This is a genomic window from Streptomyces beijiangensis, from assembly GCF_017315755.1.
GTDB lineage: Bacteria > Actinomycetota > Actinomycetes > Streptomycetales > Streptomycetaceae > Streptomyces > Streptomyces beijiangensis.
Map to the genome: position 1 here is coordinate 1 of NZ_JAFLRJ010000085.1, position 19,202 is coordinate 19,202.

Below are 19,202 nucleotides of genomic sequence, written 5' to 3' on the forward strand. Positions count from 1 at the left end.
CCTCCGGCGTCGCCTCCACCACCGCGTCCTCCCCCAGCTCCGCCGCCACCCCCGTCTTCCGCAGCACCTCCGCCAGCTTCGGCTCGACCCCCGCCAGGTACAGCCGCCCGCCATGGGCCCGCAGATCGATGGCGTACCGGCGGAGCATCTTCAGGACCGCCGAGGACGGGACCTCCGGTACGCCCCGGACCGCGAGGATCACCGCCGAGCCCGCCGCCTCCTTCGTGTCCGGCCACTGCTCGTCGATGCGCGGGGCCTCCGCGAAGAGGGAGGTACCGGCGTAGTAGAGGACCGTGACCGTGCCGGGGGCGATCCGCGAAGGGGGCGGCGCGATCCGCCAAGCCGTGGCGGGGCCCGCGCCGGGCTCCAGGGTGCGCAGGCCGCTCTGGCGGGCCGCCTGGACGCAGTACAGCAGCAGCGAGAGCACCGCGCCGATGATGATCGCCTGCTGCAGCGGGAGCTGGGTCGTCGCCAGGAACGTGACGACCATCGCCGCCGTCGAGAGGGCGGAGGTACGCAGGATCAGCTTGATGTCCTTGACCCGGCCCAGGATCAGTTCGACGCCGATCACGATGATCAGGCCGCCGATCACCGGCATCGGGATCTGTTCGGCGAGCGAGCCGAGCGTGAGGACGAGGAGCGCAAGCCACAGGCCCGCGAAGATGCCCGTCCACCGGGTCCGCGCGCCCGCGCTGACGGCCACGCCCGTACGGGACATGGAGCCGCCGGTCGGCAGTCCGCCGAAGAGGCCGCCGCCCACGTTGGCGATGCCCTGGGAGATGAAGTCGCCGTTGACGGAGGACTTGGTGCCGTCGGGGTTGGGGACCGTCGGGCCGATCGAGGCCGCCTGGGCCAGGGCGACCAGGGCGACCGCGAAGGCGCCGGGCAGCAGGGCGCCGAGCGATCCGAGGTCGGGGGCGGTGAAGGCGGGGAGGGCGGCGGGGATGTGGGCGATGTCGCCGGCCATCTCCACGTCCGTACCGAGGATGCCGACCCCCAAGCTCACCACCACCAGGGCGACCAGCACCGACACCGCCACCAGCCGTTTGACCAGACGGACGAGCGCCCAGACAACAACCGTCGCGACCGCCGTGAGGGTGGAGGCGAGCTGCCAGTGGGGGATGTCCCAGAGCCAGTTGCCCAGCTGCCAGAGCTTGTTGTGGCCGGTCGGCTTGTAGTCGGTGGCGTCCTTGAGCGAGCCGGTGATGATCTGCAGCGCGATGCCCGTGGAGAAGCCGGTCATCACGGCGTTGGAGACGAAGCTCATCACCGCGCCGAGCTTCAGCACCCCGAGCACCAGCATGATCACCCCGGCCAGGACGGCGAGCGTGGCGATGTTCCCGGCGTCCTTGGGGTCCACCCCCGCCCCGGACATCACGCTCTGGGAGGTGAGCGCGATGGCCGAGGTGAGGGTGGTGACCATCAGGACCGTACGGGCGAAGAACGAGCCCAGGATCGTCGGGACGACACCGGCGTAGATGCCGGTGACCGGGTTGAATCCGCCGATCGCCGCGTAGGCCATGCCTTCGGGGATGGAGAAGAGCCCGGTGACCAGGCCTGCGGAGACGTCCGACGGTTTGGGCCGGCCGAGCCTCAGGTTCACGGCGTGACGATCGCGAAGGCCTTGTCCGGCTCGTCGAGTACGGACATGAGCTGGCCCAGGACCTGGGGGTTGCCGTTCGTCGTGATGCCTTCGAGGCCGCGCCCGCCCAGCATCCCGAGCAGCTGCGGCTTCGTCAGGGTCAGCGTGAGGGGGGCCGCGTCGCCCGTCACGGGGGTGTCGGCGCCGTAACTCAGGTGGGTGAGCGCCCCGTTGGAGAGGGTCAGACGGTGGCGGGTGGAGAGGTCGGTGACGATCCAGTCGACGGTGAGGTCGAGGTCCCAGGCGCGCGGGCCGTTGACCCGTACCGCCAGGGAGTCGATGAGCTGCTCGATGGTGAGGGCCATGGACATCTCGGGGCTGCCCATGTCCAGAGTGATGGGCTGGGGTCCTGTCTTCAGCTCCTTGGCGCCGGTGAGGTAGAAGTTGCGCCAGGTGCCGTTCTCGGAGCCGTGGCCGAGCTTGGTGTAGACGGCGGCGAGCGCGTCGCGGGCGCCCGTGTGGTCGGGGTCGGCGAAGACGGCGTGGCCGAGGAGCGTCGCGGCGAAGCGCAGGTCGCCGGTGTCGGTGTACGTACCGGCCTTGGTGACGACCGCGTCCGTGCCGCCCATGCAGTCGACGTAGCGCTTGGCGTTGTCGACCGGCGGGTGCTCCCAGAGGTGGGACGGGTTGCCGTCGTACCAGCCCATGTAGCGCTGGTAGATCGCCTTGACGTTGTGGCTGAGCGAGCCGTAGTAGCCACGCGCGTGCCAGCTGGTCTCCAGCGCGGGAGGCAGCTGGATCTCCTCGGCGATCTCCAGACCGGTGTACCCGGCGTTGAGCAGACGGAGCGTCTGGTCGTGCATGTACGCGTACAGGTCGCGCTGTTGGGCCAGGAAGGTGACGATCGCGTCCTTGCCCCAGGTCGGCCAGTGGTGCGAGGCGAACGCGACGTCCGAGCCCTCGCCGAAGAGGCCGATGGCCTCGTCGAGGTAGTGGGCCCAGACGCGGGAGTCGCGGACGACCGCGCCGCGCAGGGTCAGGATGTTGTGCATGTTGTGGGTGGCGTTCTCCGCCATGCACAGGGCCCTGCGGTCGGGGAAGTGGAAGTTCATCTCCGACGGCGCCTCGGTGCCGGGCGTGACCTGGAAGACGATACGGACGCCGTCGACCGTCTCCTCCTGGCCCGTGTGCGTGATGTCGACCGTCGGCGGGACCAGGCTCATGGTGCCGGTGGACGTCGTCATGCCCAGGCCCGCGCCGATCTGTCCTTCGGGGGCCTTGGCGAGCGAGTCCCCGTACATGAAGATCGCCCGGCGGGTCATGGCGTTGCCCGCGTACACGTTCTCCGCGACCGCGTGCTCCAGGAAGCCCTCGGGGGCGAGGATCGGGATGCCGGCGGGGTCCTCGGGCAGGACGCCGCGGACGCCGCCGAAGTGGTCGCCGTGGCAGTGCGTGTAGATGACGCCGGTGACGGGACGCTTGCCGCGGTGCTCCCGGTAGAGGGCGAGGGCGGCGGCCGCGCACTCGGTGGAGATGAGCGGGTCGATGACGATGACGCCGGTGTCGCCCTCGACGAGGGTCATGTTGGAGAGGTCGAGGCCGCGGACCTGGTAGATCCCGTCCGTCACCTCGTACAGGCCCTGCTTGGAGGCGAGCTGGGCCTGCCGCCAGAGGCTGGGGTGGGCGGTGTCGGGGCACTCGGCGGAGAGGAAGGCGTACGCGTCGCTGTCGTAGATCACCCGGCCTTCCGCGTTCGTGACGACGCCAGGCTTGAGTGAGGCGACCAGACCGCGGTCCGCGTTGTCGAAGTCGGTGGTGTCCGTGAAGGAAGGAAGGGTGCTCATAGTCCCTCAGTACAACCGAATTGGGACATTTATGCATTTTGGGTTCAGCTGTCTGCTGGAGCCGTGGCAGGAGCCGCCGGGTCCGACGAGTCCGACGAGTCCGACGGGTCGGTCGGGTCGGCCGGGTCGGCCGCCAGGAATTCCACCAGAGCCAGCGCGACCAGCGTGCAGAGCGCGATCACCAGGACGACAACACCCGTCGGATGGCTCCACAGCAGGAAGACGACGACCGCGACGGCGACCACGCCCCAGTTCAGCCAGGTCCGCTGAGCATGCACCCAGCGGCCGGCCGCCCCGGTGTCCAGGTGCGCCGCCCCGCGTACCGCACCGATCCCGCCGGTCCACATCTCCCTCGCCCGCGCCGCCCAACGGCCGGACCCGGTCAGCCAGGCGCCCAGCGCGACGACCGCGCCGAGGACGGCCACCATGCGGACCGACGTACGGAGAAAGCCCACCAGGGTGTCGAAGACCGCGGCCGCCGCGGGCTGCGAGACCGTGTCGGGGAGCTTGTCGAGATAGAGGCTCCGGAAGATCACCAGGCCGAGCCCCAGGGCCAGCGCACCGCCGCCGACCAGCAGCGCCGCGGTCACCAGGGCGCGCCGCCTGCGCACGGCGAGCAGCACTCCGGCCGCGGCGAACAGGAGGGTGATGACGGGCAGCCAGACCCCGGCGATCTTCAGCAGCCGGAAGCCGGTGCGGGCCTTTCCGATCGCGTCGGAGTCCACGACGGTGTAACTGGTGTGCACCTCGGGGATCTTCGAGGCGATGTTCAGCCCGTCGCCGACGAGCCGCTCCTTGACCTTGTCGATCACCGGCGCCAGGTCGATGGTCACCTTGTTGCCGTTGTCGCTGGTGAGCGCCTTGTCGACGGCGGTGTGCGCGGCCCGGTTGAGGCCGGTCCAGATCGTGGCGAAGGCGTCGCTCGCCACGAACCTCTCCACCGTGCTGTGGACGAAGCTCGTCAGCCCGGAGGAGAGCGGTTTGCCCAGCCGGGAGATGAGCTGATCGAGCCTGGGCCGGTCGGCGGGCGCCACCTCGGCCAGCAGGGAGTTGACGTCCACGTGTTCCATGACGGCGTCGGTCACCCGGTTGGTCACACCGGCCTGGATGTCGGGGTCGGAGGCGAGCGGCGCCATCGTCGCCACATAGCGGTCGGTGTCGCCGATCTCGTCGCTCGTCCAGACGGCGACGGCCGCGAGCGGGGTCAGGATCGCGGCCAGCAGGATCAGCACCACGGCGAAGGCCGACCGCATGCGGTGGCGCGGCTGCTCCAGCTGGGCGACCCTGGCGCGTAGCCGGGTCAGCTCGGTGTCGCGTTCTGTCTCGTCCGCCGTCATGTGACCAGGGGACGGTATGGAGGCGTCCGCCGCACGCCGGAGAGGGCCGTACGGCCACTGCCACCTATCCCTGTCCGCATCACACTGCGACGATGGGAGAGGAACGAGGGGGAGGGACCCATGGCAGCAGAGGTCTTCATGCGGCGGCTGACCCGCTGGCAGGCTGAGCAGCAGCGGGAGGCCATCGCCGATACGTACGTCGAGGCGTACCGGCGGGCACCGGGTGAGGAGTACCACGACCGGCAGGACTTCCTGCGGCGGTTCGCCGAGGACATGCAGCGCCCCGGCTTCGACATGATGGTCGCCGACGGGCACTTGCTCGCGGGCTGTGCCTACGGGTACGTGCTGGAGCGCGGCGGCGACATCTGGCACGGCTTCCGCGGCGGACTGCCGGTGGGCGTCGAGGAGCTGACCGCGTCCGGGCATGTCTTCGTCCTCGCGGAACTGATGGTGCTGCCCGCCTTCCGGCGCCGGCAGATCGCCACCAGGCTCGTCGACCAGCTGCTGATCCGCACGCGCGCGACGCTGGTCACCGCCCTGGTGGAGCCGGCCAACGTACCGGTCCGCAGTGCGCTCCAGGAGTGGGGCTGGGCGCGCTTCGGCGACGTACAGCCCCAGACTTCGGGGACGCAGGCCTCACTGTTGTACGAGGCCTGGAGCCGGCCGCTGGCGCATGCGGCCTGACCCGCCGGAGCTCCTCTAGAGCCAGCCGTTGCGCCGGAAGCCGCGGTAGATCACCAGGCAGGCGATCACGACGACCGTCATGGCCATCGGGTACCCGTAGCGCCAGTGCAGTTCCGGCATGTGGTCGAAGTTCATGCCGTACATCCCGCAGACCATCGTCGGGACCGCGACGATCGACGCCCATGCGGTGATCTTCCGCATGTCCTCGTTCTGCGCCACGGTCACCTGGGCCAGATGCGCCTGGAGTATCGAATCGAGCAGCCCGTCGTAGGAGGCGAGCTGCTCGGTGATGCGGGCGAGACGCCCCGCGATGTCCCGGAAGTACGCCTGGATGTCGGGACCGATCAGCGGCATCGGCTGCGCGATGAGCTTCTGGAGGGGGCGGTCCAGCGGGGCCACCGCCCGCCTGAATTCGAGGAGTTCGCGCTTCAGCTGGTAGATCGTCCCGGCGTCGGAGCGCCCCGCGGTCTGTGCGAAGACCGCCGTCTCGACGCCGTCGATGTCGTCCTGCACGGCGTCCGCGACATCCGCGAATCCCTCGATCACCAGGTCGGCGATGGCGTGCAGCACAGCGGCAGGACCCTTCGCCAGCTGCTCGGGCGACGCTTCGAGTCCTTCGCGCAGCGGACCGAGCGAACCGTGGCGCCCGCGCCGCACGGTGATGACGAAATCGGGCCCGGCGAAGACGACGACCTCGCCGGTGTCGACCACCTCGCTGGTCGTGGTCAGCTGCTCGTGCTCCACATAGCCGACGGTCTTGAACACGGCGAACAGGATCCCGTCGTACGCCTCGATCTTGGGCCGGGGGTGCGGGCGCATCGCGTCCTCCACCGACAGCGGATGCAGGCCGAACAGCTCGGCGAGGTCGGCGAGTTCGGGCTGCTCCGGCTCGTGCAGGCCGATCCAGACGAACCCCTTGCCCGCTTTGCGCACCCGCCACAGCGCGTCCTCGGCCGGGCAGTCGCCCGCCTGCCGAATGCCGTCCTGGTAGACCACACAGTTGACGACCGCACTGCCGAGCGGCGAGCGGGCGGGGTGGCTGAGGTCGACCGTGCGGCGGTACGTCCTGCGCACCGCGCGACGGAGATTGCTGATGAGCGGCATGCCGGGCAGTGTCCCACCGGGCCGCGGGGCGGGGTCGGGGCGGGGGGTGCCGACCGCCGACCGCCGACCGCCGACCGCCGATCACCGAACGCCGACCGCCGGGAGACGCACGTCACATCCGGCCCTGTCACATCTCGGCCGGTTGCTTTGTCTTATGGGTGACAGCGAAAGCAACGGCACAGGAGTCCACCATGGAAGCTCGTATGAACCCCCTCCAGAGCCCGGTCGCGATGAAGGCGATCAAGCACCTCATCGCGGCGAACAACGTGCTCTCGGGCACGACGCTGCCGATGGCCACGCAGGAGCTGGTGAAGCTCCGCGCCAGCCAGATCAACGGCTGCGCCGGCTGCATCGACATGCACACCAAGGAGGCCGCACAGGCCGGGGAGACCTCGGTACGCCTCAACCTGGTCGCGGCCTGGCGGGAGGCCACGGTGTTCACGGAGGCCGAGCGCGCCGCCCTGGAGCTGGCGGAGGAGGGCACGCGCATCGCTGACGCCGCAGGTGGCGTACCCGACGACGTCTGGGCGAATGCGGCCAAGCACTTCGACGAGGAGGAGCTGGTCAGCCTGGTGTGTGTCATCGCGCTCATCAACGCCTTCAACCGGCTGAACGTCATCACCCGGCAGCCCGCCGGCGACTACCAGCCGGGTCAGCACGCCCAGCACGCCTGACGGGGGTGCCCGCCCTGGGCCCCGCACGGGGGCCCAGGGGCGCTGAAAGCGGAACCTCAGCTCGTGAGGACGACGAGCCGCTGGGTCGCCCGGGTCATCGCCACATAGCGGTCGACGGCCCCTTCGATGCCCTTGCCGAACTGGTCCGGGTCCACGAGGACGACCAGATCGAATTCGAGCCCCTTCGACAGCTCCGGGGTCAGCGACCGTACGCGGGACGTCGCCCGGAAGGCCGGATCCCCGATGACGCAGGCGATCCCCTCTCCGTGCGTACCGAGCCATTCGTCCAGGACCGTGTCCAGATCCGCGGCGGAACCGTGGACGACGGGGATGCCGCTGCTGCGGATGGACGTCGGCACATTGGCGTCGGGAAGTTCGGCCCTGATGACGGGCGCGGCCTCCGCCATGACCTCCTCGGGCGTCCGGTAGTTGATGCTCAGGGACGCCACATTGATCCGGTCGAACCCGATCCGCTCCAGACGCTCCTCCCACGACTCGGTGAACCCGTGCCTGGCCTGGGCGCGGTCCCCGACGATGGTGAAGCTCCTGGAGGGGCAGCGGAGCAGCAGCATCTGCCACTCGGCGTCCGTCAGTTCCTGGGCCTCGTCCACGATGATGTGCGCGAACGGGCCCGCCAGCAGGTCCGGTTCGGCGATGGGCATGGCGCTCTCGTCGATCAGGGAGGCCTGCAGGTCCTTCCCGCGCAGCATCCCCAGCGCGCCTTCGGCCTCGTCGATCTCGACGTTGTCCAGCAGGCTGTCCATGACGTCGGTCCTGTGCGCATGTTCGGCGGCGACCGAGGCCTCGTGCCGGCGCTTGCGCACGGACGCCTCCGGGTCGCCGAGCCGCTGCCGCGCCGCGTCCAGGAGCGGCAGGTCGGAGACCGTCCAGGCCTGGGCGTCCGCGCGCTGCAGCTTCCGTACGTCGTCCGGGCCGAGCCACGGCGCACACTTGCGCAGGTAGGCGGGCACGGTCCACAGGTCCCCGACGAGGTCGGTCGGTTCGAGCATCGGCCAGGCGCGGTTGAGGGTCCCGACGAGCTCCCGGTCCTGGAGAAGGGACCGGCGGAACAGCTCGGAGGAGACCTCGGCCTCGTCGCCGCCGTTCTCCTCGTGCTTGTCCATGAGGATCGTGACCAGTTCCTCCCAGATCTGGTCGCGCGCCTCGTTGTGCGGAGTGCCCGGTTCGGGTGCGTCGAAGGCCGCGGCCCAGTCGGCGGCGCTCAGCCAGATGTCGGACCAGTGCGTCGAGACCGTCATCCCCTTCTTGGGCGGCTCCTCGTAGATGCCGACGGCCGGCTCGATCGCCTGCACCAGGTCGGCGGACGACTTCAGCCGGGCCACATCCGGGTCGGTCTCGACCGCTGCCTCGGCCCCTTCGGCGACGAGGTCCCGCACGGTGCAGGTCTGCACGCCCTCCTCGCCGAGGCTGGGGAGTACGTCGGCGACATAGGCGAGGTAGGGCCGGCTCGGACCGACGAACAGGACGCCGCCGCGACGGTGGCCCAGGCGGGGGTCGGAGTAGAGGAGGTAGGCGGACCGGTGCAGGGCGACGACGGTCTTTCCCGTACCGGGTCCGCCGTCGACGACGAGGGCGCCGCGTGATCCCGCCCGGATGACGGCGTCCTGGTCGGACTGGATGGTGGCGAGCACGTCCCGCATACGGGAGGACCTGTTGCTGCCCAGGCTGGCGATGAAGGCGGACTGGTCGTCGAGCGCGGCGTGCCCTTCGAGCCCGTCGGCGGTGAACACCTCGTCCCAGTAGTCGCTGATCCGGCCGCGGGTCCAGCGGTACCTGCGACGGCTCGCCAGCCCCATCGGGGTGGCGTGGGTCGCCGCGAAGAACGGCTTGGCCGCGGGGGAGCGCCAGTCGAGCAGCAGCCTGCGCCCACTGCTGTCGGTGAGGCCGAGGCGCCCGATGTAGACGGGCTCGGAGTCGTCCGCGCTGACGAAGTGCCCGAGGCAGAGGTCGAGCCCGAAGCGGCGCAGGGCGCGCAGCCGGCCGGTCAGCCGGTGGATCTCCGAGTCACGGTCCATGGCCTCGCGGCCGATGCCGCCGGGCGCCCTGCGCGTGGCGTCGAGGCGGTCGGACAGCTCGGCGATGGCCTCGGCGAGGCTCTCCGCGATGGCCGCGAAGTGCTGCTCGTCGCCGCCGATCAACGCCGGGTCGGCCTTGGGGGAGAGACGGTCGGAGAGGTCGAACGCGCTGGTGGCCGAGGGGTGCATGTCTTCGGCTCCGGATCCTGAACCCGAATCTGAACCTGACATAAGCGAACGCACTGAGTGAATCTCCCATTTCCGCCGGATCTGGCTTCGGCGAGCGATTCTGCCCCACGGATGGGGCCTTGCCGCAAGCCCCCCAGTGCGCTATACGTTGAGAGTGGAAAGGAGTGGGTGTACCTCCTCTTCCCACTGCCTTGAGGCGACTCGAAGGCCCCGCAGGACCACCCAAACGGTTCGGCAGAATCTCCATGCGGCTCGGGAGCGCTGAGCCGGCCCCCGCCTCACCCCCGAGACAAGGCCTCCACCCGCTCCGCCTCCGCACCCGGAGCCTCCGCCTTGGCGGGTATCCGCTTCCCGAGGTTGATGAAGAAGAGGATCAGGCCCACGGTCAGCACAATGTGGCCCAGCCCCGCGATCCCCGAGACCGCTTCGCTCGTCCTCGCTCCGGCCACCGTCTGCGTGCCGTGGATCGTCATCATCGTCACAGTGAGAACCAGGCCCGCGTTGTAGACCCAGAACGACCAGTTGAAGAGCCGTCCGTCGGCGGACAGCGTGAACAGCTTCTCCAGTGCCAGCACGATCAAGTGGAAAAGCATCCCGAGCGCCAGCAAGTGCGTGTGTACAACGCCCAGTTGGCTGTCGCCCGTGAAGTCGTAGTGCTTGGTGATCTCGCGGTAGTAGAGGCCGCTGACAACCCCGACGATCATGTACGTGTGCGCCGCGTAATAGAGCTTCTTCATGACGGAGATCGTGACCCGGTCTGATCACCGCTCGCAGGAGATCGCCGAAATCAGCTGCTCACCAGGTCGGCCGTCCGCCCCGTCCGCAGCAGCGGGCCCGCCGTGCAGGCCGCGACCGAAGCGCGCCGCCATCGCATCGGCCCGCCGGGTCATCGCCGTCACGGACTCCGCCAAGCTCTCCCGTACCGGGCTCGCCTTCGTCGCCCCCGCCTCGGCGCTGCACGCCGTGGTCACCGACGGGGACGCGTCGGACGAGGAGGTCGGTGCGCTGGTCGCGGCGGGCGTGACCGTACGGCAGGTGTGATCGCTCCGCGTGGCGGGAACATACCCCTCCGCTTAGCGTGGATGGCATGGCTACCACCTCCGGCGAGCCCGCACCGATAGCCGATGCCGACGCCGCCGCGTCCCTGACCAAGGGCGGTCGGGCCAAGCGCGGTCCCGACCCCGATCACCCCTCCCACCGCTGGTGGGTTCTCGGCGTCATCGGGCTCGCCCAGCTCATGGTGGTGCTCGACGCGACGATCGTGAACATCGCGCTGCCCTCCGCCCAGGCCGACCTCGGCTTCAGCGACGGCAACCGACAGTGGATCGTCACCGCGTACGCGCTCGCCTTCGGCTCGCTCCTGCTGCTCGGCGGCCGTGTCGCCGACCTCATCGGCCGCAAGCGCGTCTTCCTCATCGGACTGGTCGGCTTCGCCCTCGCCTCGGCGCTCGGCGGCGCCGCGACCAGCTTCGGGATGCTGGTGTCGGCGCGTGCCCTGCAGGGCCTCTTCGGCGCGATGCTCGCGCCCGCCGCGCTGTCGCTGCTCACCACGACCTTCACCGACCCCAAGGAACGGGCGAAGGCCTTCGGTATCTACGGCGCGATCGCCGGTGCGGGCGGCGCGGTGGGCCTGCTCCTCGGCGGGATCCTGACCGAGTACCTGGACTGGCGCTGGTGCCTGTACGTCAACCTCATCATCGCCGTCGTCGCCTTCGTCGGCGCCCTCCGGCTGCTGCAGCCCGGCGTCCCCGCCGACCGCCCCAAACTGGACGTGCCCGGCACGGTCCTGGTCTCCGCCGGTCTGTTCTGCATCGTGTACGGATTCTCCAACGCCGAGACGCACGCCTGGAGTTCACCCCAGACCTGGGGCTTCCTGGTCGTCGGTGCCGTACTCGTGGCCGCGTTCGGCTGGTGGCAGACGCGGGCCGCCCACCCGCTCCTGCCGCTGCGCGTCATCCTCGACCGCGACCGCGGGGCGTCCTTCGCCGCGATGTTCATCTCGGGCGCGGGAATGTTCGGCGTCTTCCTCTTCCTCACGTACTACCTCCAGCAGTCCCTGCACTACTCCCCGGTCAAGACGGGTCTGGCCTTCCTCCCGATGGTCGCCGTCATGGTCGTCATCTCGGTGATCACGACCAACAAGCTGGTCCCGCGCTACGGCGCCAAGCCGATCGTGCCCACCGGCATGCTCCTCGCGGCCGTGGCCATGGCCTGGATGACGCAGCTCGACCTGTCCAGCTCGTACGTCCCGCACGTCCTGTTCCCGCTCATGCTGATGGGCTTCGGCCTCGGTCTGGTCTTCGCCCCGGGAATGAGCCTGGCGACCTCCGGTGTGGGCCCGCGCGACGCGGGTGTCGCATCGGCGATGGTCAACACCAGCCAGCAGGTGGGCGGTTCGATCGGTACGGCCCTGCTCAACACCCTGGCCACGAGCGCCGCGGCCAGCTTCCTGGTCGGCAAGCAGCCGACGCCCGGCACCCAGGCGCAGGCGCAGCTGCACAGTTACTCCACCGCGTACTGGTGGTCGGCGGGCTTCTTCGTCCTGGGCTTCCTGGTCACGGTGATCCTCTACCGGCCGGGCGCCCCCTCGATCCACCCGGTGGACGAGGACGCGGCGCCGGCCGTGCACATGTGACCGGCAGGGACGGCCCCCCGCCACCGCCCCTCGACCAGGTGCTGCTGGCCGCACTGGCCGAGGGCACGTCGGCGGGTGTGGCCGTGCTCGACACGGAGCTGCGCTATCTGTACGTCAACCCGGCGCTGGAGCGGCTCAACGGTGTTCCGGCGGCAGAGCACCTGGGCCGGACCATCGCCGAGGTGCTGCCCGACGTCGACGCGCGCGTCGACGTCCTGCGCCTGGTGCTCGCGGACGGCCACCCGCGCGAGACCACGTCCAGCGGGCAGACCAGGGCGCCGTCCGGTCTGGAGAAGCGCTACTGGCACGGCGCGTACCACCGGCTGGAGCTGAACGGCCGGATCCACGGCCTGGTGGGCATCGTCCTGGAGGTCAGCGCCAGCCGTCAGCAGCAGCGCGAACTGGAACGGGCCCGCCAGCACCTCTCCCTCCTCGACACCGCGGCCACCAGCATCGGCACCACCCTCGACATGGACACCACCTGCCGTGAACTGGCGGAGTTCGTCGTGCCCGACCTGGCGGACCTGGCGAGCGTCGAGGTCTTCCCGCCGGTCGTGGGCCCGTCCGTGCGCCCGGCACCGGCAGGGGTACTGAGGCTGCGGAGGGCCGCGATGGCCGCCGTACCCCGACTCAGGGACGCGGTCGGCCAGTTCGGGGAGCCGGGCCAGTACGTCGACTACCAGGAAGACGCGGCCAACCCCCGCTGTCTCGCCGCGAATCAGCCCGTCATGGAGAACCTCTACAGCGACGAGCAGATCAGCAGATCGGCCCCCGACCCCGAACGGGTCGCCGCCTACCGCGTGCTCGGCCTGCACTCGGCGCTGGTCGTCCCCCTCACCTCACGCAGCCACCCGCTGGGCACGCTCACGCTCGTACGGGCGGGGGATTCGCCCGTGTTCGCCGAGGAAGACGTGGTGGTGGCACGGGAGTTGGCGGGCCGGGCCGCCGTCCACCTGGACCACGCGCGCCACTACGCGCGCGAGCACGGCATCGCCCTGGAGCTCCAGCGCTCCCTGCTCTCCGAGCCGCGCGGCCGGCACCCGCACATCGAGGTCGCCACCCGGTACGTGCCCGCCGACCGCGGTGCGGTGGTCGGCGGCGACTGGTTCGATGTCGTACCCCTGTCGGACGGCCGCCATCTGAAGGCGATGGGAGACGTCATGGGGCACGGGGTCGAGGCAGCCGTCGCCATGAGCCACTACCGCGCGCTGCTGCGGCTGCTGGCCGAGGACGATCTGGAGCCGCACCAGATCCTGGAGCGCCTGGACCTGATGGTGGAGCGTTCGGGCCTGGACCGGGCGGCGACCTGTCTGCTCGCGGTGGTGGACCGGTTCCACTCGGAGTGCCAGATCTCCAGCGCGGGCCATCTGCCGCCGGTGTTCATCGACCCGTACGAGGGCGCCAGGCTGGTCCCCGTACCGGTCGGACCGCCGCTCGGTACGGGCTTCGGGGGGTACGAGTCGACGACGGTGTCCTGCGGTCCCGGCACGATCGTGTTCATGTACACCGACGGGCTCGTGGAGCGGCGCGGCGAGGACATCGACGTATCCCTGAACCGTCTGACCAGCCTGAAGGTGCCCAGCAGCGGCCGCCTGGACGACCTCCTCGAAGACACTTTGGAGCGATTCGGCCAGGACGCGGAGGACGACATCGCGGTACTCGCCTCGCGGATCAGGAACGATCCGGGCTAACCGGGGTATCCGGGGTATCCGGACCCGTTGCCACCCGTCGTCAACTGCCCGCAGAGCCAGAGCCAGAGCCAGAGCCAGATCCCGAGGGAGAGCACCCGACATGACCGAGAACCACCATGTGCTGCTGATCGCCTTTTCCGACCCGGAGCGCTGCCGTGCCGCGTACGAGGAGGCGCTCCAGCTGCCCGGCCTGCGCCAGGCGGCCATCCTGGAACGGTCGGCCGAGGGGCTGATCGACGTCCCCGAGAACCATGTGCGCGGCGCCGGAGTGCCCACGGTCGGCGGTGGTGTGGTGGGCGGCCTGGTGGGTCTGCTCGGCGGCCCGATCGGCGTGCTGATCGGCAGCGCGGCGGGCGCGGCGCTGGCCAACGCCAGGGAGAACCGGCAGCTGATGGAGGGCGGCGCGGGTCTGATCATGCTGAGCGGCCGGGTCGACGACGGGGTGTCGATGCTCGTACTCGACCTGCACGAGTCGTCCCCCGACCCCGCCGACGAGCTTGCCGGGCGCCACGGCGGCACGGTGGAACGCCTCTCGGAGAAGGAGTTCACCGAGCAGGTGGAGGCGGCGGAGCGCGCCGCCGAGGAGCCGGACACTCCCTAGTCCCGGGGATACCGGGACGTTCGTACGGAACCGAACTGAACCCTGATCAGGAGAGCACCGTGACCGACCTCGATCTCGCCGGGCGGATCGCCGGGCTGACGGACCGCGCCAGGACCGACCTCACCGAACTGGTGTCGATCCCCTCGGTCGCCGACCCGCGCCAGTACCCGCCCGAGGAGTGCCGCAAGGCCGCCCAGTGGGTGGCCGACGCGTTCACCGAGGCCGGGCTGCACGATGTGCACCTGGTCGAGACCCCGGACGGCAGCCACGCCGTCATCGGCCACCGCCCTTCCCCGCCCGGCGCCCCGACCGTCCTGCTCTACTGCCACTACGACGTGCAGCCCCCGCTCGACGACGACGCCTGGACGACCCCGCCCTTCACCCTCACCGAGCGCGACGGGCGCTGGTACGGGCGCGGCACCGCCGACTGCAAGGGCAACATCGTCATGCACCTCACCGCGCTGCGGGCGCTCGGCGACGACGTGCCCGTGGGCATCAAGTTCGTCGCGGAGGGCTCGGAGGAGCAGGGCACGGGAGGGCTTGAGGAGTACGTCGTCGGGCACCCGGAGGAGTTCCTCGCGGACGCGCTGCTGATCTGCGACACGGGCAACGCGGCGGTCGGCGTCGGCACGGCGACCGTCTCGCTGCGCGGCCTGGCCAATGTCGTCGTCACGGTGAACACCCTTGAGGGGGAGATCCATTCGGGCATGTTCGGCGGCCCGGCTCCCGACGCGCTCGCCGCCCTCCTTCAGCTGCTCGCCTCGCTCCGCGACCCCGAGACCGGCGCGACCCGCATCAACGGCCTTGACTGCGAGGGGAGTTGGGAGGGGGTGGGTTACGACGAGGAGCAGTTCCGCAAGGACGCCGGTGTGCTGGAAGGCGTACGGCTGACCGGGACGGGCTCCGTCGCCGACCGCCTGTGGGCGCGCCCCGCTGTCACCGTCCTCGGCATCGACTGTCCCCCCGTGGTCGGTTCGGCCGCCGCCGTGCCCGCCACCGCCCGCGCCCGCGTCAGCCTGCGCGTGCCGCCCGGTATGGACGCCGGGGCGGCACGCGCGGCGCTCGCAGCGCATCTGACCGGGGCCGCCCCGTGGGGCGCCCGGGTCGAGGTGGAGACGGAGAGCTCGGGCTCACCGTTCCGGGCGGCCACCGAAGGCCCCGCGTACGCCGCGCTCGGCAAGGCGATGCGCGAGGTCTACGGAAAGCCGATGGCCTACCTCGGCCAGGGCGGCTCCATCCCCCTGTGCAACGTCCTCGCCGGGGCGTTCCCCCGCGCCGAGATCATCCTGATGGGCGTCGAGGAGCCGCGCTGCCTCATCCACGCGCCCAACGAGAGCGTCGACCCGACCGAGATCGAGCACATGGCGCACGTCGAGGCGCGCTTCCTCCAGGAGTACGCGGCGGCCTTCACGAAGTAGGGGTGGTCTTCACGAAGTAGCGGGACCGCCTGAACCGCCCTGGCCGAGCCAGGCCAGGGCGGCCGTGGTCATCGCCCGTACTCCGGCGTCCACGGTGGGCCCCACGACCGGTGCGAAGAGCGGCGAGTGGTTCGACGGGATGTCGCGCCCGAGCGTGCCGTTCTTGGCGGCGGTCAGATAGCGGGCGGGGTCCATGCCGCCGAAGAACCAGTAGCAGAGGGCGGCCCCTGAGGCGGTGGCGAGGAAGCCGCAGTCCTCGCTGCCGGTCACGACACCGGGGTCGATGACGGACTCCGCGCCGAAGTGGGTGCGCAGCGCGCCCATGGTGCGCTCCACGGCGTGGGCGTCGTTGACCAGGACGGGGAACGATGCCACCGACTCGATCTCCGGCTCCCGGTCCGCGCCCGACGCGAGGGCCTCGGCCCGTACGATCCTGGCGACCGCGTCCATGACCGTGGTGCGTACCTCCGGAGTGAACGAGCGGATATTCAGCTTCAGTTCGGCCTCGTCCGGGATGATGTTGTCCTTCGTCCCGGCGTTGATCGCGCCCACGGTCACGACCGCGGTCTCCGATCCCGCGATCTCCCGGGAGACCACGGTCTGCAGACGCATCACCGTGGACGCGGCCATCACCACCGGGTCGACCGTCATCTCGGGCCGCGAACCGTGCCCGCCCCGGCCGAACATCCGTACGTGCAAGGTGTCCCCGCCCGCCATCGCGGGCCCGGGGCGGCAGCCGATGATCCCGGCGGGCACCGGCGCGACATGCTGGCCGAGCACCACGTCCGGCACACCGGCCATGTCGAACAGGCCGTCGTCGACCATCGCCCGCGCCCCCGTGCCGAGCTCCTCGGCGGGCTGGAACACCGCGACGACCGTGCCGGACCAGTCGTCGCGCGCCCCGGCCAGCAGGTCGAGCGCGCCGAGCAGGCAGGCGACATGCATGTCGTGCCCGCAGGCGTGCATCACCGGCACCTCCTGGCCGTCCACGCCGACACCGGTGGCGGTGCTCGCGTACGGCAGCCCGGTCTGCTCCGCGACCGGCAGCGCGTCGAAGTCGGCGCGCAGCAGCACCCTGGGGCCCTCGCCGTGGGAGAGGACGCCGACCACACCGGTGCGCCCCACTCCTTCCGTCACCGTGAAGCCGAGCTGCTTCAGCTCGGCCGCCACGACGGCGGCGGTGCGGGTCTCGGCGTACGAGAGCTCCGGGTGCTCATGCAGGTCCTTGTACAGGGACTCGAGCCGGGGAGTGATCGTGCCCAGCCGCTCCAGTACACGGGTGACGGCCTCGGGCCGCGCGTTGTCGGTCATGCCCCCATACTCGTCCGGCGCGGTCGGGAGCGCACGGGCTCAGCGTTTGCCCTTGCCCTTGCCCTTGCCCGTCTCGCCACGCCGGTTGGTGAGGGTGACGGTGATGCCCTTGGGCGCGTTGGCGGCGGTCACCCGGTAGGGGCCGGCGACCGGATTGCCCGGCAGGACGTACCCCTCGGGCACGGCCGTCTCGCGCAGGTAGTACGTACCGAGCGGAAGCCCGCCGAAGGCGCACCGCCCTCGGGCATCGGTCGCACATCCGGGGCCGACCGGGGTGTCGGGCCGTGCTCCCGAACTCTGCAGTCCTGCACGCCCGTTGGTCTCGTGCCAGAGGCGGAAGACGGCACCCGCGAGCGGCCTGCCGGTCTTCCGGTCCTTCTTGGCCACCGAGATCGAGCCCTTGGGGGCGGGGTGCCGGGAGTTGACGGCGGTCATCGAGACACCGGCGGAGGAGTTGGCGGTGGTGAGGACGAGGGGGCCGACGACCGCGGGGACCGGGAGGTCGTAGCCGGCCGGGGCGCGGGTTTCGGACCAGTAGTACGTACCGAGGGCGACGGTCCGCCCGCACACTCCGGTGGCGTTTGTCGTGCAGGGGGCGCCCAGTGGGGTGTCCGCGCCGGAGCCGGAAGTCTGCAGCCCCGCCGTGCCGTTGGTCTCGTGCCAGAGCTGGAAGACGGCCCCGGCCAGCGGCTTGCCGGTCGCCTTGTCCTTCTTGAGGACGCGTACGTCGCCGGAGAGCGGGCCGATGGGCCGGTGCTGGTTGGTGGCGGTCACCGAGACGCCGGCGGCGCAGTTGGCGACGGTGAGCGTGAGCGGTCCGAAGACGTTGGGGGCGGGCAGGACGTAATCGTCGGGGGCCTTGGTCTCGCGCCAGTAGTACGTGCCCAGGGGCTCGGTCCTGGTGCAGGCGCCGGCCGTGTCGGTGGTGCAGGTGCTGCCGCGCCTGGTGTCGGGGTCGGGGCCGTTCGTCTGCAGCCCGTCCGTGCCGTTGGTCTCCTCCCAGAGCTCGAACTCGGCCCCGGCGAGCGGATTTCCGGTGGCCCGGTCCGTCTTGAGAACCGTCACCTCGCCGATGTTCTGTGGGGTGGCGCAGTCGGGCAGGTCCCCCTCGAAGGGGTAGTTGTGGAACTCCTGGCCGCCGCCACCGCCGGCGGCACTGGTGTGGGTGAGCGAACCGGTCGTGAAGAAGCGCCCGTTCATACCGGGCACGGCGATGGTCGCCATGGAGGACTGATTCCCGATCAGCACACTGCCCTGGAACTGGGCGGTGCCCTTGAACTGCACGTCGGTCGCGTCGGGGAAGTTCCACAGCAGCCGGCCGCGCAGCTTGTTGAACGCGCTGCTGTCGTCGATGCTGCCGCTGTAGGTGTTGATGGTGCGGCTGGTCCCGAGCATGTTGATCAGCACGGTGGCGCCGGACGGGATCCCGGCGAAGACGATGTCCTCCTGGCCGCCGCCCGCGCTCTCCATGTCGAAGTCGACGTTGAACACCTGGAGCGGGGAGGTCCCGTCCCCGGTGAACAGCGTCTGCCCGCCCGAGTGCACGGCAGTCCCTGTGGGCGGCCTGGTCCCGCCTTCGGGGTGCGCGTAGCACTGGCTGGCGACGGTGAGTTTGTTCCGCAGGGGGATGTACGGGGTGGCCGCGTCCGGGTCCTTGACCGTCTGCTGGCTGTTGATCGTCCCGGTGGCGTCGCCCGCGTGCCGTACGACACCCTCCTCGGCCAGCAGCCGCTTGCCGGAGGCGATGGTGACGTCGCCCCCTGTGGTCAGCCAGTCCGCGCCGACGGGCGGTGCGACGCGGGAGCCGACACCGGCCTCGCCGATGTTGTACGCGTTGGCGCCCGCCGCCATGTTCTCGTCGAACGTGCCGAGCACGACGACCCGGCCCTCGGCCTCGGCGGCCCTTCCTCGTACGCGGAAGTCGCCGCCGACGTAGACGTTGACGGCGTTGTCGCGGTACTGGATCGTGCCGTTGTTGATGGGCGGGTAGCCGCCGGACGGGCAGTTCCCCGGCACGCAGGGACCGAGACCTTCCGGGAGGGGTGTGGCGGCGCGGACGGTACCGGTGGGACTTTTTGTGGGTACGGCCGCCGCGG

At 70.6% G+C, this 19,202-nt stretch carries 14 protein-coding genes and 1 pseudogene; 7 read left to right on the forward strand and 8 right to left on the reverse strand.

The genetic code is table 11. The features are described from left to right. The 3 genes from J0695_RS45140 to J0695_RS09640 form a co-directional block, all read right to left on the reverse strand. A partial coding sequence (locus tag J0695_RS45140; RefSeq protein ID WP_206961475.1) for a SulP family inorganic anion transporter occupies window positions 1-1,603 on the reverse strand: 1,603 nt, incomplete at its 3' end. Beyond that, window positions 1,600-3,426 carry an alkyl/aryl-sulfatase gene (locus J0695_RS09635; protein WP_206961476.1) on the reverse strand — a complete coding sequence of 609 codons (1,827 nt, stop codon included), beginning with the start codon at window positions 3,424-3,426 and terminating at the stop codon, window positions 1,600-1,602. The genes J0695_RS45140 and J0695_RS09635, both read right to left, overlap by 4 nt. A 44-nt stretch (window positions 3,427-3,470) precedes the next feature. Continuing rightward, window positions 3,471-4,763 carry a hypothetical protein gene (locus J0695_RS09640; RefSeq protein WP_242552434.1) on the reverse strand — a complete coding sequence of 431 codons (1,293 nt, stop codon included), beginning with the start codon at window positions 4,761-4,763 and terminating at the stop codon, window positions 3,471-3,473. Window positions 4,764-4,883: 120 nt separating this feature from the next. On the opposite strand from J0695_RS09640, the gene J0695_RS09645 reads away from it, so the two are divergent. Then, complete coding sequence (locus J0695_RS09645) at window positions 4,884-5,447, forward strand: GNAT family N-acetyltransferase (protein ID WP_206961477.1); 564 nt, start codon at window positions 4,884-4,886, stop codon at window positions 5,445-5,447. A 15-nt stretch (window positions 5,448-5,462) separates the two neighbouring features. Here J0695_RS09645 and J0695_RS09650 read toward each other — a convergent pair whose 3' ends face one another. Further along, on the reverse strand, window positions 5,463-6,551 hold the full coding sequence (locus tag J0695_RS09650; RefSeq protein ID WP_206961478.1) for a magnesium and cobalt transport protein CorA: 1,089 nt from the start codon (window positions 6,549-6,551) through the stop codon (window positions 5,463-5,465). Between the two features lie 191 nt (window positions 6,552-6,742). Here J0695_RS09650 and J0695_RS09655 point away from each other — a divergent pair, with 191 nt between their 5' ends. Then, window positions 6,743-7,225 carry a carboxymuconolactone decarboxylase family protein gene (locus J0695_RS09655; RefSeq protein WP_206961479.1) on the forward strand — a complete coding sequence of 161 codons (483 nt, stop codon included), beginning with the start codon at window positions 6,743-6,745 and terminating at the stop codon, window positions 7,223-7,225. 56 nt (window positions 7,226-7,281) lie between these two features. Here the strand turns inward: J0695_RS09655 and helR are convergent, their stop codons facing one another. Together helR and J0695_RS09665 are read right to left on the reverse strand one after the other, a co-directional pair. Further along, entirely contained in the window at window positions 7,282-9,450 is a 2,169-nt protein-coding gene (helR, locus tag J0695_RS09660; protein ID WP_206961480.1) for an RNA polymerase recycling motor ATPase HelR, read from the reverse strand. 278 nt (window positions 9,451-9,728) lie between these two features. Then, window positions 9,729-10,187, reverse strand: a complete 459-nt coding sequence (locus J0695_RS09665) for a DUF2871 domain-containing protein (RefSeq protein WP_206961481.1) — start codon at window positions 10,185-10,187, stop codon at window positions 9,729-9,731. A 118-nt stretch (window positions 10,188-10,305) separates the two neighbouring features. On the opposite strand from J0695_RS09665, the pseudogene J0695_RS09670 reads away from it, so the two are divergent. The 5 genes and pseudogenes from J0695_RS09670 to J0695_RS09690 all read left to right on the forward strand — a co-directional run. Next, window positions 10,306-10,491: pseudogene (locus J0695_RS09670) on the forward strand (decarboxylase); the annotation flags it as partial. A 46-nt stretch (window positions 10,492-10,537) separates the two neighbouring features. Continuing rightward, on the forward strand, window positions 10,538-12,085 hold the full coding sequence (locus tag J0695_RS09675) for an MFS transporter (protein WP_206961482.1): 1,548 nt from the start codon (window positions 10,538-10,540) through the stop codon (window positions 12,083-12,085). Continuing rightward, window positions 12,082-13,776, forward strand: coding sequence for a SpoIIE family protein phosphatase (locus J0695_RS09680; RefSeq protein WP_206961483.1), 1,695 nt, complete (start codon window positions 12,082-12,084; stop codon window positions 13,774-13,776). The genes J0695_RS09675 and J0695_RS09680 overlap by 4 nt, the downstream gene beginning before the upstream one ends. Before the next feature lie 100 nt (window positions 13,777-13,876). Continuing rightward, window positions 13,877-14,377 carry a histidine kinase gene (locus J0695_RS09685; RefSeq protein WP_206961484.1) on the forward strand — a complete coding sequence of 167 codons (501 nt, stop codon included), beginning with the start codon at window positions 13,877-13,879 and terminating at the stop codon, window positions 14,375-14,377. A 59-nt stretch (window positions 14,378-14,436) separates the two neighbouring features. Continuing rightward, complete coding sequence (locus tag J0695_RS09690) at window positions 14,437-15,795, forward strand: dipeptidase (protein WP_206961485.1); 1,359 nt, start codon at window positions 14,437-14,439, stop codon at window positions 15,793-15,795. Window positions 15,796-15,804: 9 nt separating this feature from the next. Here J0695_RS09690 and J0695_RS09695 read toward each other — a convergent pair whose 3' ends face one another. Both J0695_RS09695 and J0695_RS09700 read right to left on the reverse strand, forming a co-directional pair. After that, complete coding sequence (locus J0695_RS09695) at window positions 15,805-17,106, reverse strand: amidohydrolase (protein WP_206961486.1); 1,302 nt, start codon at window positions 17,104-17,106, stop codon at window positions 15,805-15,807. 39 nt (window positions 17,107-17,145) lie between these two features. Continuing rightward, window positions 17,146-19,202, reverse strand: a 2,057-nt coding sequence (locus J0695_RS09700; RefSeq protein WP_206961487.1) for a choice-of-anchor A family protein, incomplete at its 5' end; no start/stop codon positions are given.

Excerpts from the sequence above, each read along its gene's own strand:
- J0695_RS09635 (WP_206961476.1), bottom strand. The coding sequence starts at position 3,426 with ATGAGCACCCTTCCTTCCTTCACGGACACCACCGACTTCGACAACGCG.
- J0695_RS09640 (WP_242552434.1), bottom strand. The coding sequence starts at position 4,763 with ATGACGGCGGACGAGACAGAACGCGACACCGAGCTGACCCGGCTACGC.
- J0695_RS09645 (WP_206961477.1), top strand. The coding sequence starts at position 4,884 with ATGGCAGCAGAGGTCTTCATGCGGCGGCTGACCCGCTGGCAGGCTGAG.
- J0695_RS09650 (WP_206961478.1), bottom strand. The coding sequence starts at position 6,551 with ATGCCGCTCATCAGCAATCTCCGTCGCGCGGTGCGCAGGACGTACCGC.
- J0695_RS09655 (WP_206961479.1), top strand. The coding sequence starts at position 6,743 with ATGGAAGCTCGTATGAACCCCCTCCAGAGCCCGGTCGCGATGAAGGCG.
- helR (WP_206961480.1), bottom strand. The coding sequence starts at position 9,450 with ATGCACCCCTCGGCCACCAGCGCGTTCGACCTCTCCGACCGTCTCTCC.
- J0695_RS09665 (WP_206961481.1), bottom strand. The coding sequence starts at position 10,187 with ATGAAGAAGCTCTATTACGCGGCGCACACGTACATGATCGTCGGGGTT.
- J0695_RS09675 (WP_206961482.1), top strand. The coding sequence starts at position 10,538 with ATGGCTACCACCTCCGGCGAGCCCGCACCGATAGCCGATGCCGACGCC.
- J0695_RS09685 (WP_206961484.1), top strand. The coding sequence starts at position 13,877 with ATGACCGAGAACCACCATGTGCTGCTGATCGCCTTTTCCGACCCGGAG.
- J0695_RS09695 (WP_206961486.1), bottom strand. The coding sequence starts at position 17,106 with ATGACCGACAACGCGCGGCCCGAGGCCGTCACCCGTGTACTGGAGCGG.